At 70.5% G+C, this 16,200-nt stretch carries 17 protein-coding genes; 3 read left to right on the plus strand and 14 right to left on the minus strand.

From position 1 onward, the window contains the following. Positions 1–169: 169 nt before the first annotated feature. From ACIBVN_RS48955 to ACIBVN_RS48990, 8 genes are all read right to left on the minus strand, one after another. A complete protein-coding gene (locus ACIBVN_RS48955) occupies positions 170–628 on the minus strand; it encodes a hypothetical protein (protein WP_397147750.1) in 459 nt (152 codons plus the stop codon). 159 nt (positions 629–787) lie between these two features. Next, entirely contained in the window at positions 788–1,393 is a 606-nt protein-coding gene (locus ACIBVN_RS48960) for a DUF1707 domain-containing protein (protein ID WP_397147751.1), read from the minus strand. Positions 1,394–1,469: 76 nt separating this feature from the next. Next, entirely contained in the window at positions 1,470–1,892 is a 423-nt protein-coding gene (locus tag ACIBVN_RS48965) for an ABC transporter permease (RefSeq protein ID WP_397147753.1), read from the minus strand. Between the two features lie 31 nt (positions 1,893–1,923). Next, entirely contained in the window at positions 1,924–2,349 is a 426-nt protein-coding gene (locus ACIBVN_RS48970) for an SHOCT-like domain-containing protein (protein ID WP_397147755.1), read from the minus strand. Positions 2,350–2,360: 11 nt separating this feature from the next. After that, positions 2,361–2,621 carry a hypothetical protein gene (locus ACIBVN_RS48975; RefSeq protein WP_397147757.1) on the minus strand — a complete coding sequence of 87 codons (261 nt, stop codon included), beginning with the start codon at positions 2,619–2,621 and terminating at the stop codon, positions 2,361–2,363. Beyond that, positions 2,618–2,995, minus strand: a complete 378-nt coding sequence (locus ACIBVN_RS48980) for a DUF2089 domain-containing protein (RefSeq protein WP_397147759.1) — start codon at positions 2,993–2,995, stop codon at positions 2,618–2,620. The genes ACIBVN_RS48975 and ACIBVN_RS48980 overlap by 4 nt, the downstream gene beginning before the upstream one ends. Positions 2,996–3,412: 417 nt before the next feature. Continuing rightward, entirely contained in the window at positions 3,413–4,411 is a 999-nt protein-coding gene (locus ACIBVN_RS48985) for a coiled-coil domain-containing protein (RefSeq protein WP_397147761.1), read from the minus strand. A 113-nt stretch (positions 4,412–4,524) separates the two neighbouring features. Then, positions 4,525–6,180, minus strand: coding sequence for a protein kinase (locus tag ACIBVN_RS48990; protein ID WP_397147763.1), 1,656 nt, complete (start codon positions 6,178–6,180; stop codon positions 4,525–4,527). Positions 6,181–6,910: 730 nt separating this feature from the next. Between ACIBVN_RS48990 and ACIBVN_RS48995 the strand changes: the two genes are divergently transcribed. Next, positions 6,911–9,217: a bifunctional polysaccharide deacetylase/glycosyltransferase family 2 protein gene (locus ACIBVN_RS48995; RefSeq protein WP_397147765.1), complete on the plus strand. Its 2,307-nt coding sequence runs from the start codon at positions 6,911–6,913 to the stop codon at positions 9,215–9,217. Positions 9,218–9,232: 15 nt separating this feature from the next. Here the strand turns inward: ACIBVN_RS48995 and ACIBVN_RS49000 are convergent, their stop codons facing one another. From ACIBVN_RS49000 to ACIBVN_RS49020, 5 genes are all read right to left on the minus strand, one after another. Next, positions 9,233–10,321: an FAD-dependent oxidoreductase gene (locus ACIBVN_RS49000; RefSeq protein ID WP_397147767.1), complete on the minus strand. Its 1,089-nt coding sequence runs from the start codon at positions 10,319–10,321 to the stop codon at positions 9,233–9,235. A gap of 81 nt (positions 10,322–10,402) precedes the next feature. Next, a complete protein-coding gene (locus tag ACIBVN_RS49005; RefSeq protein ID WP_397147769.1) occupies positions 10,403–11,185 on the minus strand; it encodes a phosphotransferase in 783 nt (260 codons plus the stop codon). A gap of 113 nt (positions 11,186–11,298) precedes the next feature. After that, positions 11,299–11,853, minus strand: a complete 555-nt coding sequence (locus tag ACIBVN_RS49010) for a hypothetical protein (RefSeq protein ID WP_397147771.1) — start codon at positions 11,851–11,853, stop codon at positions 11,299–11,301. Between the two features lie 2 nt (positions 11,854–11,855). Then, positions 11,856–12,644: a hypothetical protein gene (locus ACIBVN_RS49015; protein WP_397147773.1), complete on the minus strand. Its 789-nt coding sequence runs from the start codon at positions 12,642–12,644 to the stop codon at positions 11,856–11,858. 104 nt (positions 12,645–12,748) lie between these two features. Next, a complete protein-coding gene (locus ACIBVN_RS49020; RefSeq protein WP_397147775.1) occupies positions 12,749–12,910 on the minus strand; it encodes a hypothetical protein in 162 nt (53 codons plus the stop codon). Between the two features lie 562 nt (positions 12,911–13,472). Between ACIBVN_RS49020 and ACIBVN_RS49025 the strand changes: the two genes are divergently transcribed. Next, positions 13,473–13,808 (plus strand): hypothetical protein, encoded by a 336-nt coding sequence (locus tag ACIBVN_RS49025; protein WP_397147777.1) that lies wholly within the window; start codon positions 13,473–13,475, stop codon positions 13,806–13,808. Between the two features lie 36 nt (positions 13,809–13,844). Here ACIBVN_RS49025 and ACIBVN_RS49030 read toward each other — a convergent pair whose 3' ends face one another. After that, the gene (locus ACIBVN_RS49030) at positions 13,845–14,498 is read right to left on the minus strand and encodes an Lrp/AsnC family transcriptional regulator (protein WP_349456752.1); all 654 of its coding nucleotides are present in this window, start codon (positions 14,496–14,498) and stop codon (positions 13,845–13,847) included. A gap of 109 nt (positions 14,499–14,607) precedes the next feature. Here ACIBVN_RS49030 and ACIBVN_RS49035 point away from each other — a divergent pair, with 109 nt between their 5' ends. Continuing rightward, positions 14,608–16,191, plus strand: a complete 1,584-nt coding sequence (locus ACIBVN_RS49035) for an ABC transporter substrate-binding protein (RefSeq protein WP_397147779.1) — start codon at positions 14,608–14,610, stop codon at positions 16,189–16,191. The last annotated feature ends 9 nt before the right edge of the window (positions 16,192–16,200 follow it).

Consider the following 16,200-nt stretch of genomic DNA (forward strand, 5'->3'; position numbering starts at 1 on the left):
CGCGCGGCCCCGCCACATACGCGCACGCCTCGGCATGCGGCCCGAAGCCCTCACCTGACATGACTGACACGCCTGCAGACCTCTGAATGCTGGTAAGGCAAGTACGCACCAACCTTACTTGCCTCACATGGCCGACTACTTGAAGTCACCCAAGACAGCCCGCTGTTTGTCAGGCGAGGGCGGCGATCTCGATCCGGGTGCGGTCGGCGGAGGACACCAGGCAGGGAAACACGACGTTCCCCTGCTTCAAGCGCTCCTCCATGGACGAGGCGATCCGGGCCGTACGCTCGATCTCGTACGGGCTGCCGGCCCGAGGGGTCACCCGGAGCCGCAACCACCAGATGTAGCGTCTGTTGAGCTTGTTGTCCGTCTTGTCGGCCTTCAGCACCGCCGCGTCGCACGACAGCGCCGCCGCGCGCTCCGCCGGCGTGAAGGTGCTCAGCGCAGCGGATTCCAGGCCCGCGAGCGAGAAATGGCCCATGGCGAGTATCCCCGCGGCCATGAGCAAGATCACCGCCGCGGCGTACGCCCCGACCCGGGTGTGTGGCCGCCGCCTCAACACGAGGAACAGCACCACGCCCACGATCACCGCGACCACGGCGAGTATCCCGAAGACGGTCGATGCCATCGTTCTTTCCTCACGCTGAAAGGCGAGCCCGGCGGCTGGCCTGGTCCGTTCCGATGCCGGTAGTTGATCAGCTATCGCTTGCATGGCGACTGCAGCCTGCCTGATCGGCAGGTGGAAGGAGCGCGCCGGCAACTGCGCCGCGGCCAACCCGCGCCTTCGTCAGTGGTGCGGTGCCTGCCACCGGGTCTTGAGCCAGCCGTGCCGTATTCGGCCTGCCAAGCGGACGTGCAGCGTCTCCGGCGTGTTGTCGCCCGCGTCCCTGCTGATCGCCACCAGGCTGTGGCGCACCGACAGCTCGTTGGCGTCCACCACCATGCCCGGCGCGAGGACCAGCTCCACGTTGCCGCCGTTCACCCGCAGCTCGATGACCAGTTCGGGCGCGCTGCGCACCGCGTTGGTCAGGTCCAGCAGCACCTCGCACCACGCGGTGCGCAGCGCCAGCCGGTGCGGCAGCGTCCAGCGGCCGTCACGGCGCACCGAGCCGTGCCGCTCCTTGATGGTGAGCAGTTCGGCGGCCGGCTCGGCCGGCGTCCCGGCGAACGGCAAGGTGAGTGCGCCGCCGCTGCCCGGCACCGCGACCAGATCGGTGATGAGCGGGGCCAGCGCGTCGATGGTGCGGGCGGCCAGCGCCGCATCCAGCCGCTCGTCGAACTCGACCGGGTCGAGCCGGCCGTCGGCGACGGCGGCGCGCAGCAGTTCGATGACCCGGTCGCGTTCCGCATCGGACGCGCGCAGCGCGGGTGAGCTGGGCAGATCTGCCGACATCCGGCTCTCCTCCGTGGCGAGGGGGTGGCACAGAGCCACCGCAATTGCTGACTGATCGGTCTAAGAAGACAGCTACCTAAGCGATCCTGCGGCGGTACGTGTTCATGGCGAAGAGGTAGGCGGCGAGGAGGATGCCGAGGCACCAGGCCAGAGCGAGCCAGAGGTCGGTGCCGACCGGTTGCTGGGTGAACAGGGCGCGGATGGCGTTGACGATGGAGGTCACCGGCTGGTGCTCGGCGAAGAAACGCACCGGGCCGGGCATGGTGGCGGTGGGCACGAAGGCGGAGCTGAGGAACGGCAGGAAGATGAGCGGGTAGGAGAACGCGCTCGCGCCTTCCACGGACGTCGCGGACAGACCGGGGATGACGGCGATCCACGTCAGCGCCAGGGTGAACAGGATCAGGATGCCGGCGACCGCGAGCCATGCCGGCACTCCCGCCGACGAGCGAAAGCCCATGACCAGGGCGACGGCGCGGCCTCGGAGGGGGTGTTCCAGCACCCTCCCGAGGGCCCGTCCAATCGGACGGCGCCTACTCGCAGAAGACCCGCAAGTGGCCATCTGGCTGCTCGAGCTCCACGATCGTCTCGTCGAGATGCTCCACGAGCGCCTCGAGGTGTTCCGGCTTGAGCTGCGTCAGGTCGAGCGGCACGCCCGACTTGCTCAGCTCGGCGTTGGCCCGCTCCAGTGCCCGCGGCGGGACCAGGGCCGCCAGCTGTACGCCGGCCCGCAGCAGCTGCAGCGGCACGCGCATGTTGAGCCGCCCCGACTCGCCGTCCTCCTCGATGAACTCCATCACCACCCGCAGGTACTTCGCCCTGCCTTTCGGCCGGGCGGCGGGACTGGCCGCCGTCGGCGGCTGGGCTCGTTCGAGTGCGGCGATGAGCTGCTCCGCCTCCTCTGCGGTGATCTTTCCTTCGGCCAGCATGGCGAGGATGTCCTTGCGCTGTTCGTTCATCGAAAGCTCTCCTATCGGACGGCCAGGAGCACAGCCGTACGGTTGTGCTCGACGTCGAACCGGGTGCCGGGCAACGCGCAGACGATGCGCCAGCCGGTGCCGAGTGCCCGCACCACATCGATGTGGTACACGTGGCAGGCCACGGCCCCCGCCAGCACGGCCAGGACCACGACCGGTGAGAGCACGAGCACGACGGGCAGTACCGGGACCCAGATCCGGATGGGACGACGGTCCGGGCGTTTGACCCGTACGGTCAGCAACTGCGGCATCATGTGTGCCCCTCCAGTTCGGACAACGCCTGCTGCGCGGTGATCTCGCCGCGGCGCAGCCGATCGATGACCTCTGCCCGCGACGGCGCCGGATCGGTCTCGACGAAGTCGAGCATCTGCGCGATCCGGTTGAGTCGTGCCTTGATCGTCGGGTAGCTCACCCCGAAGATCCGTTCCATCTGCTTGATGGAGCCGTGGCACCGTACGAACGCCGTGACGAAGACCTGATCCTCGACGTTGAGCTGAGCCAGTTGCGGCAGCTCGAACTCGCCCTCGATCGCGACCCCGCTGCCTGCCAGGCGCACCCGCTCGACGAGGAACGACTGGCCCCGGGTCAGGTTCGTGAGTTCCTGCCAGTCCATCGCCTCATCTTTCATATCTAAAGTTGTACTCAGCGGATGTTCAAGTTTCAAGATGTTGATCTTAATTTTCTTAAGCTTTCCCTATCAGCGCCTGGCCGCTTCCGCTGGCCGAGCGCCACCAGCGCGGTCGTGGTGCGGCCGCAGTTGCCGCCGATCTTGACGGCGATCAGCCGGCCCGATGGCGGGACCTGCGCCGGCCTGGCGCGGCCTTCGTCACCGGCTCCACGATGGTGCCGCCGGCGGCCGGCCAGGTATGCGAAAACGGCGCTGCTGGACGGGCCGGCGATCCTGCCGATCTCGTCGCACGTGAGCGAGCTGGCGGAGAACTACGACAGCGTGGTCGTCCTGCGGGACGGGGCGATCACGGAACGACTGACCGGCCCGCAGTCCGCGCCCGCCGACGCGAGAACGGCGCGCTGTGAACTCCAGCCGTCAATAGACCGAGATGTGCGGATGGTCGTAGTGGTTGGCCGTCGTGCCGCCCCGGTCGGACATGGTGCGCCAAGTGCCCGATCTGGCGTGCCAGATCCGCTGCCGGTAGATGATGTACATGATCCCGAGCCGCTTGGCGTTCTTGATGGCCCACGCCGCGATCTGGTTGCCGCGCTCGACCTCCGCCGCCGACGGCATCGCGCCGCCCCGGCTCAGCATGAAGTCGCAGGCCCGCCCGAGCGGATGCTCGCCGCCGTCCTGGATCGCCCGGTAGCACCCGATGCCGTTCGGAACATCGAACCGTTCCTGGATGAGCTGCTTGACCAGCCGCATCCTGGGCGTGATGTTGTCGGACCCGCCGGGCAGCTGCGGCACCCACGTGCCGTCCGGCCGCCGCACCCCCGGCGCCGTGTACAGCTGATCGATCTTGTCCTTGATCCGCTCGATCTGCTTCTCGGCCTTCTTCTTGCGCTTCTCCAGGTCGTCGGCCGTCCGGGAGAGCTCCTTGGCGCGGGCGTCGGCCTCGTCCTTGGCCTGCTGGTGGGCGTCCCTGACCTGGGCGTAGCCACGTAGCCGGGCGTCCTGGAGCCCGATGAGGTGCTGGTTGAGCGCCATCCGGCCGAGGAGCGACGACGGGTCCTGGTTGCTGATGAGGAGGGCGAACTGGCCGGGGTCGCCGCCGACGTACTGGCTGACGGCCATGGCTCTGAGCTCGGTGGACTCGCGTTCGTAGACGGCCTGGGCGGCGGCCAGCTTCTCGCGCGCGGCTTTTTCGGATTTTTCCGCTTTTTGCTGGGCGATTCTGCTGTTGTAGTACTCGGTGATGAGCTTGTCCGAGTCCTTCTGGAGCGCGGAGAGCTCCTTCTTGAGCTGCTTCACCGTGGGCTTGGGGTCGGCCTGCGCCGGAGCCCCCGCCATCAGGAGCGCCGCGCCGAGCGCCGTCACCGAGAGAGCCCGGACTGGACCGCGTAGCCGGTCGGCACGGGACGCAACCGCCACACTTCTCCTTACCCCGAGCCGCAGGGCAGGTTCCGGTCAGCGTTTTATTCAGGCCGGGGGGCGCCCTCTATCCGACTGCTGATAGTAGAGGATCACGCCACCTGGCACACAACTTACGACTTTTCGGTATCGCGCGGTCGCCGCACCCTTCGCACCACGATCTGCCGTCCGACCAGCACCGAGCCCGGTACGACCACCAGCCCCAGGAGGCTCGATCCCAGGCCGACGCCGACGTCGGCGTTCAGCAGCCCGTCGCCCTCGCCGCTGAGGAGCGGCACGTTCACAGAAACCTTGACCGAGACGGAGATGAGCGGCTCCCTGTTCCTGGCCGGAGGCGGCGTGTTCGGATCGGGCGCCCTCGTGGTCGGCGGCCGGGTGGCCGGTGGCCTGGTGGCCGGCGGCTCGGTGTCCGGCGGCCTGCTCGTCGGCGGCCGGGTGGCCGGCGGCTCGGTGGTGGGCGGACTCGTGCTCGGCCGGCTGGAATCCGTCGGCTGCCGGGTCGTCGGTCGGTTGGACGGCTCCCGGGTGGACGTGGGGGGCTGGGTGCTGGGTCCACCCCCGGTCGGTCGGACCACGGGTGGAACGGTCGGGATCGTACTCGGCTCACCGGCGTACGTGACGGTCGGCGTACCCGGGATGGACTCGCTCGGGGTGGGCTCCGCAGAAGTGGGCGCCGCAGACGTCGGGGCGGTGGGCGCGGGCGAAGCGGGCACCTGGGTGCGCGGCGGGGAGGACGTGGCGGGCGGCAGCGCGAGGCCCGGCCCCGGCTCCGGGGAGTCGGCCCAGATCACGAACGCCGACGTCACCGCGGCCGCGGTCGCCAGCACCAGCCCGCCCGTCACCGCGAACTTGCCCGCCGGCGTCAGCGTCGTCTTGAACACGCTGGTGGTGCTCTCCGCGGCAGCCGCCTGCGCCCTCGGCAACAAGCCGGCCAGCGGCACGGCCAGGGCCCCAAGCCCGGCCCGTCCGCGCTGATCCCATTCGTCCCCGTATGCGGTGAGCGCGACGTCCTCCAGCTCGGTCAGGAACGCCTCCGCCGACCCGGGACGCTCCGCCGGGTCCTTGGCCAGGCCGTGTTCGAGCAGCGGGCGCAGCGGCTCGTCGATGTCCTCCAGCGGCGGTGACACGTGCTGGTGCTGGAAGGCGAGCGCTGCCGCGTTCTCGCCCTGGAAGGCCCGGTGGCCGGTCAGGCACTCGTAGAACACCAGCGTGGCGGCGTACACGTCGGTCGCGGGGCTGGCCGGAGAGTCCTCCCACTGCTCGGGAGCCATGTAGGAGGGGGTGCCGACGAGCGCCGCCGTCTCCCCGAAGTGCGCCGCCACGCCGAAGTCGACCAGCTTGCTCTCGCCGTCCTGGGTGATCATGACGTTCTCGGGTTTGAAGTCCCGGTGTACGACCCCGCGCCGGTGCGCCTCGGCCAGCCCGAGCAGCGCCCCCTTCAGGACCACGAGCGCCGCCTCGGCGCCCGTCGCGCCCTCGTGCTCCAGCAGCCGCCGCAGCGTGACGCCGTCGACCAGCTCCATCACGATGACGGCGTCGTTGTCACCCTCGACGTACTCCAGCAGCCGCGCGGTATGGGGACTGTCGATCTCGCGGATGACCTCCGCCTCCGCCCGGAACCTCTCCACGAACTCCCCGTCCGCGCGTAACGGCTCGGACAGATGTTTGATCGCGACGGATTGCCCGTCTGAGTCCCGTACGGCGAGCATCACCCGCCCTGTCCCGCCGTGTCCGAGTTCCCGGATCTCGGTGTAGCCGGGAACTTCCATGCTGGGACCTCCTGACCGGATAAAGATCCTTATGTCAGGAAGCTAACCTGGGGTCACACCCTGTGTCGAGCCCCTTCACAGGAGTGATCGCCCTGCTGCCCCAATCGGTATTTTTACTACTTCCCATAGTAGGCTCGCACGCATTCCCGACCCAAGACGACAGGAGGTCAACTCGCTCTTAATTCCTATATGTCCGCATCTGTCACTACGATTCCCGCGTGTCCCCTGAGCAACCAAGCACGACAGCCGTCTTCGTCAACCAGAGCGGTCGCCGTCGAAAGCTGATCATGATCGGCTCGATCGCCGGGAGCGTCCTTGCTCTCGCGCTGCTCGCCGTCGTGATCGGCGGAATGTTCTCCAGCACGACACTTTCGGTGAACGGCTGGCCGGGCGAGCGACCAGGAGCGGCTTCACCGGATCGCACGTCGACGCCTCGGCCGAGACTGTCCGAGCGGCCGACCCCTTCCGTGACGCACCCGGTGGTGACAGGCTCGCCGTCGCGTCGTCCGACAACCAGCGCCACTCGCCCGGTCCGGCCATCGGCGACGTCCGAGCTGACCTCGCCGCAGCCGGAACGGACGAAATCGCGGTCCAGCAGTGACCCGGGGCAGAGCTCCGATCCCACCGCGGACCCCACGACCGCTGAGCCCACGGATGCCGGGACCGAGCCGCCCGGCCAGGTCAGGACGCCGCCGGGACTCGATCCGAGCCGGACGAAGGGCCCGAAGAAGTGAGCGGCCCCTCTCAGCGCGACAAGCTGGTCTGGCCGTCCAAGCCGGTCCCTGCCTGGCAGGACTTCCGCACTGCCCGGCCGGGGAACGAACCACCGCAGAACCCGCCTGCGCAGCAGCCCGCGCCGGCCGCAAGACCTCCGGCCGATCCCAAGGGCCACTGGTTCCCGCTCGCCGTCGGCTTGCTGCTGGTCGCCGCCGCTCTGGTACTCAACGGGTACGTGACCAACGTCGTCGGCGAGACGCACGCACCCCCGGCCGCCGCCGGCTCTCCCTCCCCCGAGCTGGAGAAGGTACGGCGTGGCGGCCCGGTCATCAACATCACGGCGAAAGGCCCCGCCAGCGCCCGCCTGCCGAGCAGGACCATCGCGCTGACCTTCGACGACGGCCCCGACCCTGCGTGGACCCCGCAGGTGCTCGACATGCTGAAGAGGTACGGCGCCAAGGCGACCTTCTTCACCGTCGGCTCCAAGGTGGCGAAATACCCGGAGCTGGCGCGGCGCATCGTCGCCGAGGGGCACGAACTGGGCAACCACACCTATTCACACGCCGACCTTGCGACGCTGCCCGGCTGGCGGCTCAAGCTGGAGTTGTCGCTGACGCAGCGCGCGCTGGCCGGAGCGACAGGGTTGCACACCACGCTGGCCCGCCCGCCGTACTCCTCCAGCCCCGCGGCGATCTCCGGGCCGCAGTGGGCGGGGATGAGGGCACTGGCCGCCGAGGGCTACCTCATCGCGTTGACGGACCTCGACACCAGGGACTGGAGTCGCCCCGGGACCACGAAGATCGCGGCGTCGTCGATCCCGGAAAAGGGCCGGGGCGCCATCGTGATGATGCACGACTCGGGTGGCGACCGGCGGCAGACCGTCGAGGCCGTCGGAGCCGTCCTGCGGGAGCTGACCGGCAAGGGCTACCGCGCCGTCACGGTGACCACGGCGCTCGGCATGCCCTCGGCTCACCAGCGGGCCGGCGGGGCGGAACGGTTCATCGGCTCCGCGCTCAACCTGGTCCAGCGTGCCTCGGAGGCGTTCGCCGGCGCGCTGGCGTGGGTGCTGCTGGCCGCGGGAGCGCTCACCTTGGGACGGCTCGGCTTCTTCGCCGTGCTCGCGTGGGTGCACGCGGCACGCACCAGGGGCGGGAAGCGGCGAAAGGGCCGGGCGCCCGTGTGGTCCGCGCCCCCGCCGGTGACGGTGATCGTGCCTGCCTACAACGAGGCCGCCGGGATCCAGGCGACGGTGCGGTCGCTGGCCGGCACCGCCTACCACGGCGAGCTCGAGATCCTCGTCGTCGACGACGGCTCCACCGACGGCACCGCCGAGCTGGCGGAGGCGCTGGGACTCCCCGGCGTACGGGTGATCCGCCGGCCCAACGGCGGCAAACCGGCCGCGCTCAACACCGGCATCGCCCAGGCCGCCCATGAGCTGCTCATCATGGTGGACGGCGACACCGTCTTCGAACCCGCCACGATCGGCCACCTGGTGCGCCAGCTGGCCGATCCCGCGGTCGGCGCGGTGAGCGGCAACACCAAGGTCGGCAACCGGCGCGGCATGATCGGGCGATGGCAGCACATCGAGTACGTCATCGGCTTCAACCTCGATCGGCGTGCCTTCGAGCTGCTCGACTGCATGGCGACCGTGCCCGGTGCGATCGGGGCGTTCCGGCGGTCGGCGCTCATGGCACTGGGCGGGGTGAGCGCGGACACGCTGGCGGAGGACACCGACCTCACGATGGCGCTGTGCCGGGCCGGATGGCGCGTCGTCTACGAGGAGAAGGCGCTGGCCTGGACCGAGGCGCCGGCCTCGCTCGGCCAGCTGTGGAAGCAGCGCTACCGCTGGTGCTACGGCACGCTGCAGGCGGTGTGGAAACATCGGCGCGCCGTCCTCGAACCCGGCCCGTTCGGCCGCCGCTGCCTTGGCTACCTGACGCTGTTCCAGGTGCTGCTGCCCCTGTTGGCTCCCGTCGTCGACCTCATGGCGATCTACAACACGGTCCTGGGCGAGCCACTCCCGGTCGTAGCGGTGTGGGCGGGTTTCGTGGTGGTACAGGCGCTGACCGGCTGGTACGCGCTCCGCTTGGACGGTGAGCGCGCCTCGGCGCTCTGGGTGCTGCCGCTGCAGCAGTTCGTCTACCGCCAGCTCATGTACCTGGTGGTCATCCAGTCACTGGCGACGGCCGTGCTGGGCGTGCGGCTGCGCTGGCACACCGTACGCCGGGAGGGAACGTTCAGCGATTCCGGCGAGACCGCGGCCCACGCGCCCCAGGGTCGCATCCCCGAGAAGAGCGCGCTGGGAGAGGCGATGCACTGAGGCGGCCTGAAGTGGTCAGGCGGCGGGCCGCGCCGGGTGGGTGCTCAGGTACCCGCGGACGTTGCGGGCGGCCGTGCGGCCCGCGCGGTTCGCGCCGATGGTGCTGGCGGACGGGCCGTAACCGACGAGTTGCAGCGCCGGCTCCTTGACGGCCCGGGTGCCGTCCACCATGATCCCGCCGCCCGGCTCCCGCAGGTGCAGGGGCGCGAGGTGGTCCAGGGCGGAGCGGAAGCCGGTGGCCCAGACGATCGTGTCGGCGGCCAGGAAGCGGCCCGCCGGCGAGTGTTCGTCCGAGGGCCAGGTGACGCCGTGTTCGGTGATGCGGTGGAACATGGGCAGGCGGTTCAGGACGCCCTTCGCCAGTGCTTCGCGCACGACCGTGCTGTAGCCCAGGCCGGTGACGCTCACCACGCTCTGCGGCGGGAGACCGGCGCGGACACGCTCCTCGACCAGGGCGACGGCCTCGCGCCTGGCGTTCTCCCCGAAGTCGCCGTCCCGGAAGACCGGCGGGCGCCGGGTGACCCAGGCGGTGGTGGCGGCGATCCCGGCGATCTCGGACAGCACGTGCATCGCCGAGGCTCCCCCGCCCACCACGATCACATGCCGCCCCTTGAACTCCTCCGGCCCTCGGTAGCTCGCGTAGTGGAGCTGGCGCCCTTCGAAGCCGGCCGCGCCCGGGTAGTAGGGCCAGTGCGGACGGGTCCAGGTGCCTGTCGCGTTGACCACGGCCCGGGCCGACCACTCCCCCGCGTCCGTCGCGAGCACCAGGCGAGCGTCCCGGTCGCGCCGCACGGAGGTGACCTTCACCGGTCGCACGACGTCCAGCCCCAGTTCCTCCTCGTAGCCCGCGTAGTACGCGGGGACCACCTCGGCGGCGGGGCGGCGGCCGTCCACATCCGGGTGACGGGGCACGCCGGGCAGGTCGAAGATCCCGTGCACCTTGTCCATGGTCAGCGACGGGGACCGGTGGCGCCACGCCCCTCCCGCCCCGTCGCCCGCGTCCAGCACGACCGGCTCGAACCCGAACCTGCGCAGGAAGTACGCGCTGGACAGTCCCGCCTGCCCGGCGCCGATCACCACTACCTCGGTCTCCTCCACGATCACGTGAAACCACCGAGGCGCCCGTGGTCTTCCCGCCGGCCCGTCAAGGCGCATGTCCCGGTACGACGTGCCGGTCCTGGCAGGTCAGGCCGTGAGGGCGGTGCGGAACGTGGCCTCGTGGCGGGCCAGATGCGCCATGTCGGTGCGGTAGAAGCGGTCGTCGCCCCGGGCGATGTGGCTCGCGAAGGCCTCGTTGCCCGCGGCGGCCTGGTCGTACATGTGGCGCACCAGATGGTCCAGCCGGGCCCGGGCGGTGGACACCAGCGCGTGCCGGTCGGCGTCCCCGAGCCCGTACGCGTCGGCGAACAGCCGCAGCCGCCGCGCCTGCTCCTCCACCGGCCACGAGCCCACCCCCTCGTGCCGGGAGTCGCTGAGCGACACGAAACGGTAGGCGGCGTAGGACACGTCCCAGACCCGCGGCCCGGGGTGCGCCGTGTCGAAGTCGATGAGCGCGACCGGCCGCCCCGCACGGAAGACGCAGTTATACGTGGCGACGTCGCCGTGGCAGATCACCTCCGCCGGCTCCACCGGAGGGAAGTACCACGAAAAATCCGAAGAAATCGGGAAGTCGAGGGTCGCGTCGTGGTATTCCCGCAAAAGCCCGCCGACGGCCACCAGCGCCTCGTCCGTCAGCGCCCACTCCGGCAGCGGAAAGCCGGGAACGTCGCCGGGCACGAAGTCCAGGATCTCCCGCCCCTCGCCGTCGATCCCGTGGCCGCGGGGCGCGCCGGCGAACCCGCGTGCCTCCAGGTGGCCGAGCAGCGCGTGCACAGCCGGGGTCCAGGCCCCCGCAGGCCGCCGTACGGTGTCGCCGACCCTGACCACGTGGTTGACGCCGCCACCGGTCAGCACCTCTTCGTCGGCCACAGCCGCCTCTCCGCCGATCAACGCATACGACCGCCGAGCCCGAAGGATGACCGCCAGGCCCGGCGGTCAGTCTTCCACGCGGCGCCGGACGCGGCACGCGAATAAAGCGTCGATCAGCGGCGGGAACGGAACGCCACGGCCGTCGTCGAGGTGATCGCCGACACCAGCACGCCCATCACCAGCACGGTGGTCAACGGGCTCTGGCGGCGGGACGGCGGGGCCGCCGCGCGCCGGAAGGGCGCCCGGGGAGTCGCCTTCGGCGTGGGAGCGGGGGTGGGGGCCGGGGTGGGCACACGCACCGGCGTCACCCAGGGAACGGGCCGCCGCAGCCGGCGCGGCCCCTTGCGCGGGCACTCCCCCACCTGGACCCGGCCGGTGCACACCCCGTCCGGGTAGATCGTCACGTGGGGCAGCGTGACCGCGGGCGCCGCCCGCCGCTTCCGGGGCGGCACCGAGATCGACACCCCGGGGACCGGCGACCGCCAGGCCCGCACCCGGGGCACGGACACCGTGGGCCCGACGGTCACACCTTTGGGTGGCGCGGGCGGGCGTACCGACACCTGCGGCACCGGGCGCGGCCACGGCCCCCGGTCGGCCGCCGCGGGACCCGCGACGGCCACGGCGACCAGGGCGGCGGCAAGCAGCAGCGGCGCTCGCCTGACGCCCACGCTCACATCCCCCCGCCGATACGCGCGAACTCCTGCAGCGCCCCCTGGAACGCCTGGGGCCCGACAGCCAGCGGCCCGGCGAAGGCGTGGGAGATGTCCCAGGTCAGGTACGTGCCGAAGCCCAGCAGCGCCGCCGTGGCCACCAGCGGCAGCATCGCCAGCCCCCTCGGTCTGGCCCCCGCCAGGAACGGGAAGACGACGACCAGCGCGCCGGTGAGGACGGTCAGGATCAGCAGCCCTTCTGGAGGCGTGGCGGCGGCGTCGGCGGTGCGCAGGGCCCGCGCGGTGGACAGCTCGCTGAGGTGACCCAGCACAGCGTCCCTGGCCCCCTCCTGCTGGTCGCCGCTCACCTCCAGGTCGGTGACTCGGCCGCGCAGCTCGTCCACCCTGGCGGCGCCGACCGGGTCCATCCTGCCCTCGGCCATGAGCGGCCACTCGTCCCTGACGACGAAGGTGACGTAGTCGCGCAGCGCCCTGCGCACGTCCTGCGGCGCGGTGCCCGGCAGGCCGTCGGCCGCCCAGTACGCGTCGACCGCCGCCTGGCTCTCGGTGTGGGTGTTGAGGCGGGCGGCGTCGGCCGTGGTCCAGGGCACGATGATCGCGATGGCGAACACCAGCAGGAACATGGCCGAGAGCATCGCGCCCGCGTGCGCGGCGGACGGCCCGCTGGGATCGCGATCCTCGCCGGCCCTCTTGACCTTCCTGAACACCAGCGCGGTGAGCGCCACGGCGCCCACCGCCGCCAAGATCGAGAGCAGGTACGCCACCATGAAGAATCTCCCGAGCCGCATCGGATACGTAACGTCACATTACTATCACACAGTGCAATGATGGCGTCAGGCACGGAACGGTAAAGCGCCGGGCATCCACGGCCGGGCAGTCGATGATGCCGCCGCTACAGACGGTCGTAGAGCAGGGCCAGGCCGCGCAGGACCTCGGCCGTGGACGCCAGGGTCCGGTTGTCCAGGTGACTGAGGGTGTCGTCGAGGGCCGCGGCGAGGGGCGCTTCGCGTTCGCGGTGGCGTTCGAGCCCGGCGGGGGTGGAGGCGACGGCCACGGAGCGGCGGTCCTGCTCCAGGCGCTCGCGGGTGACGTAGCCGGCCTGGTCGAGGCCGTTGACGAGCCAGGTGGCCGCCGGGCCGGTGGTTCGGCAAGTTCGACGAGCTCACCCGGCTCGAGCAGGCCCTCGCCGGCCGGCACGCCGAGCCGGGCCGCGACGAGCGCTACAACGTCCGCGACGACGGCCGCACCACCGACGGCAGCGCCCAGCCCGACTGGTGGCTCGGCGCCACACCCCCGGAGATCGCCGAGGCAACCGCCGCACAGGGCTGACTGGAACCGACGGGCGAGCCCAAGCGCGATGCCAGCATCGAAGCCGACCGCACCGGCTTCCAGGCCGGCCGCCCGAACGGCAACACCGCGCTTCCGTCCGGATACACCTGCGCCTGACCGTCAGCACTCCCCTGACCTGCCCACCCCGGGTGGGCAGGCACACCTGCGCCCGTTGGGGCTCGCCGCCCGGCCCCCCGCTGGACGGATTGCCGATCATTGACCGTGGTCCCTCACCATCTGTCCAGCCGGATGCTGATATTTCGGAAACGTTGGGCACCATGGCGGGCGTGAATCTCAACGGCCGCAAATTCGTGATGGTGAGCTCGACGGCGAGCGAAGTCGACCAGGACAGCCCTACGGAGTTCCGCTACGAGGAGTCCGACGGGGTGGTGTGGGGCAGCTACACCGGCGACACCGTGACCCACGGGCGCTTCGTCGGCACGCGGGACGGCCACCTGGTGTCGATCTCGTACGTGCACGCGCTGAAGGCCGGTGGGACGGCGGGCGGGCAGAGCAGCAGCCGCATCGAGACGGGGGACGACGGGCTGCTGCGGCTGGTGGAGGAGTTCAGCTTCGACGGGGACGACACGGTCCACGTGAGCGTCTGCCGGGAAGTCGGCTGATCGCCGCGTCGTGCTCGCGCGACCACGACGGCATCGCTAGCCGTCCTTGCGGAGGGCGGCGCGGCCCTCGGCGGCGCCGACGAAGCGCATCTTGCCGAGCGGCACGCCGCCCTGGTCCCCCTCCTGGGCGGCCCGCCGTGACGGGCGGGACCGGTCCCTGTCGCGGTCGCGGTCGCTGGGCAGCACGTACGGCCGCCTGAGCACCTCGTCCAGGATGAACACCGTCTCGGTCGCCTTGACCGCCGGGATGTTGGCCAGGCGGTCGGTCACCATGGTGTGCACGGCGGCCACGTCCGACACGCGCACCTGGATCATGGCGTCGTGCTGCCCGGTGGTGATCGCGCAGTACTCCACCTCGGGCATCCGGGCCAGCTCGGCTCTGAACTGCTTCCACATCTGCTGCCGCACGGTCACGAAGATCAGTGCGGTGATGCCGAGCCCGGCCCGCACGTGGTCGATCTCGGCGGTGAAGCGCTTGATCGCGCCGTCGGCGCGCAGCGCCTCGAAGCGGGTGTAGGCGTTGGCGCGCGAGATGCCGACCCGCTCGGCCAGCGCGGCGACCGAGATCCGGCCGTTCTCGCGCAGGACCTCGAGGATCTTCATGTGGATCTCGTCCAGCTCGAGACCGATGCCGATCCGTCCAGGCTGACCGCCGCCGCCAGCACCATTTCTAGAAATTTCACTCATCATTACCTCATCGACCTTTATATACGTCTCGCGGACCACGCGGGACCTGGACGTTCTGCCGGACAATCCTCGACATCCTTCTGCCGAACGTCCAAATCTTGGAGGACCAACCATGGCGACCCGCTCGCAGACGGCGGCTGTGCTGCTCGCCGGTGCACTCGCCCTCGCCGCCTGCGGAAGCGGCGGCAGCTCCCAGTCCCCCGCCGCCTCCTCCGGCGGTGGCGGCAAGACCCTCGTCATCGACACGTCCTTCGACCTCAAGACGGCCGACCCGGGCCGCACGTACGAGCCGACCGGCCTCATCGTCGGCAAGGCGGTCTACGAGACGCTGCTGACGTTCGACGGAGCGGACGTGACCAAGCCGGTGCCCGCGCTGGCGGAGTCGTACGAGCTGAGCAAGGACGGCAAGACGCTGACGCTCAAGCTGAAGAAGGGCGCCACGTTCGCCGACGGCTCGCCGGTGACGGCGGACGACGTGGTGTTCTCGCTCACCCGCGTGCGTGACATGAAGGGCACGCCGTCGTTCCTGCTGGACGGCGTCGAGGTGGCCAAGACCGACGACTCGACGATCACGCTGACGTCGAAGGCGGCCAACCCGGCGCTCCCGTACATCCTGCCGAACCCGGCGCTCGGCATCATCAACAGCAAGCTCGCCAAGCAGCACGGCGCCACCACGGACGCCCAGGACAAGGCCGAGCAGTACCTGAACTCGGCCTCCGCCGGCTCGGGGCCGTACCAGATCGAGTCGTTCAACGTGAGCAGCCAGGTCACGCTGAAGGCGAACCCGAAGTACTACGGCACCAAGCCCGCCTACGACAAGGTCGTCATCCGCAACGTCGAGGCCGCCACGCAGAAGCTGAACGTCCAGCGCGGCGACAGCCAGGTCGCGCTCAACCTGTCGGGCGACCAGGTCACCGGCATGCCCGCGACCCTGCAGGTCAAGAAGACCGCCTCGGCGAACGTCATCTTCCTGCTGGCCAACCAGGACTCCGGGATCAGCAAGACCACGCCGAACGCCAAGTTCGTGGAGGCGGTGCGCAAGGGCGTGGACTACGCCGGGCTGCTGGAGCTGGCCGGCGAGGGCGCGACGCAGGCGCCCGGTGTCATCCCGTCGCAGCTGCTCGGCGCGCTGCCCGCCACCGCGGCGGCCAAGCGGGACGTGGCGGGCGCCAAGGCGGCGCTGGCCGCGAGCGGCCTGACGAACCCGACCGTCAAGCTGGAGTACCCGAGCGAGCTGACCGTGAACGGCCTGTCGTTCCAGCCGCTCGCCGAGCGGGTCCAGGCCAACCTCAAGGAGGTCGGCATCACGGTGGATCTGCAGCCCGCGCCGGTCACCACGGCCCTGGACAACTACCGCAACGGCAAGGAGGAGATGGGCCTGTGGTACTGGGGCCCTGACTACCCCGACCCGAGCGACTACCTGGCGTTCCTGCCCGGCAAGACGGTGGGCCTGCGGGCCGGCTGGAAGGCTGGGGCGGCCAAGGACATCGAGGCCGCCGGTGACAAGGCCGCCGTGGCGATCGGCGACGACGCCCGCAAAGCCGCTTACGAGGACGTGCAGACCAAGCTGAACGCCTCGGGGCCGTTCATCCCGCTGATCCAGCCCAGCCAGAACATCGTGACGGCCGCGTCCGTGACCGGGCTCGAGTACCACCCGGTGTGGACGGTGGACGTCGCCGACCTCGGCGTGAAGTAAGGGAGCCTC

Source organism: Nonomuraea sp. NPDC049400 (assembly GCF_044466425.1).
Taxonomy (GTDB): Bacteria; Actinomycetota; Actinomycetes; order Streptosporangiales; family Streptosporangiaceae; genus Nonomuraea.

Bases quoted from the DNA above. Each gene is read 5' to 3' on its own strand.
- ACIBVN_RS48955 (WP_397147750.1), bottom strand. From the start codon at position 628: ATGGCATCGACCGTCTTCGGGATACTCGCCGTGGTCGCGGTGATCGTG.
- ACIBVN_RS48960 (WP_397147751.1), bottom strand. From the start codon at position 1,393: ATGTCGGCAGATCTGCCCAGCTCACCCGCGCTGCGCGCGTCCGATGCG.
- ACIBVN_RS48970 (WP_397147755.1), bottom strand. From the start codon at position 2,349: ATGAACGAACAGCGCAAGGACATCCTCGCCATGCTGGCCGAAGGAAAG.
- ACIBVN_RS48975 (WP_397147757.1), bottom strand. From the start codon at position 2,621: ATGATGCCGCAGTTGCTGACCGTACGGGTCAAACGCCCGGACCGTCGT.
- ACIBVN_RS48980 (WP_397147759.1), bottom strand. From the start codon at position 2,995: ATGAAAGATGAGGCGATGGACTGGCAGGAACTCACGAACCTGACCCGG.
- ACIBVN_RS48990 (WP_397147763.1), bottom strand. From the start codon at position 6,180: ATGGAAGTTCCCGGCTACACCGAGATCCGGGAACTCGGACACGGCGGG.
- ACIBVN_RS49015 (WP_397147773.1), bottom strand. From the start codon at position 12,644: ATGCGGCTCGGGAGATTCTTCATGGTGGCGTACCTGCTCTCGATCTTG.
- ACIBVN_RS49030 (WP_349456752.1), bottom strand. From the start codon at position 14,498: ATGATGAGTGAAATTTCTAGAAATGGTGCTGGCGGCGGCGGTCAGCCT.
- ACIBVN_RS49035 (WP_397147779.1), top strand. From the start codon at position 14,608: ATGGCGACCCGCTCGCAGACGGCGGCTGTGCTGCTCGCCGGTGCACTC.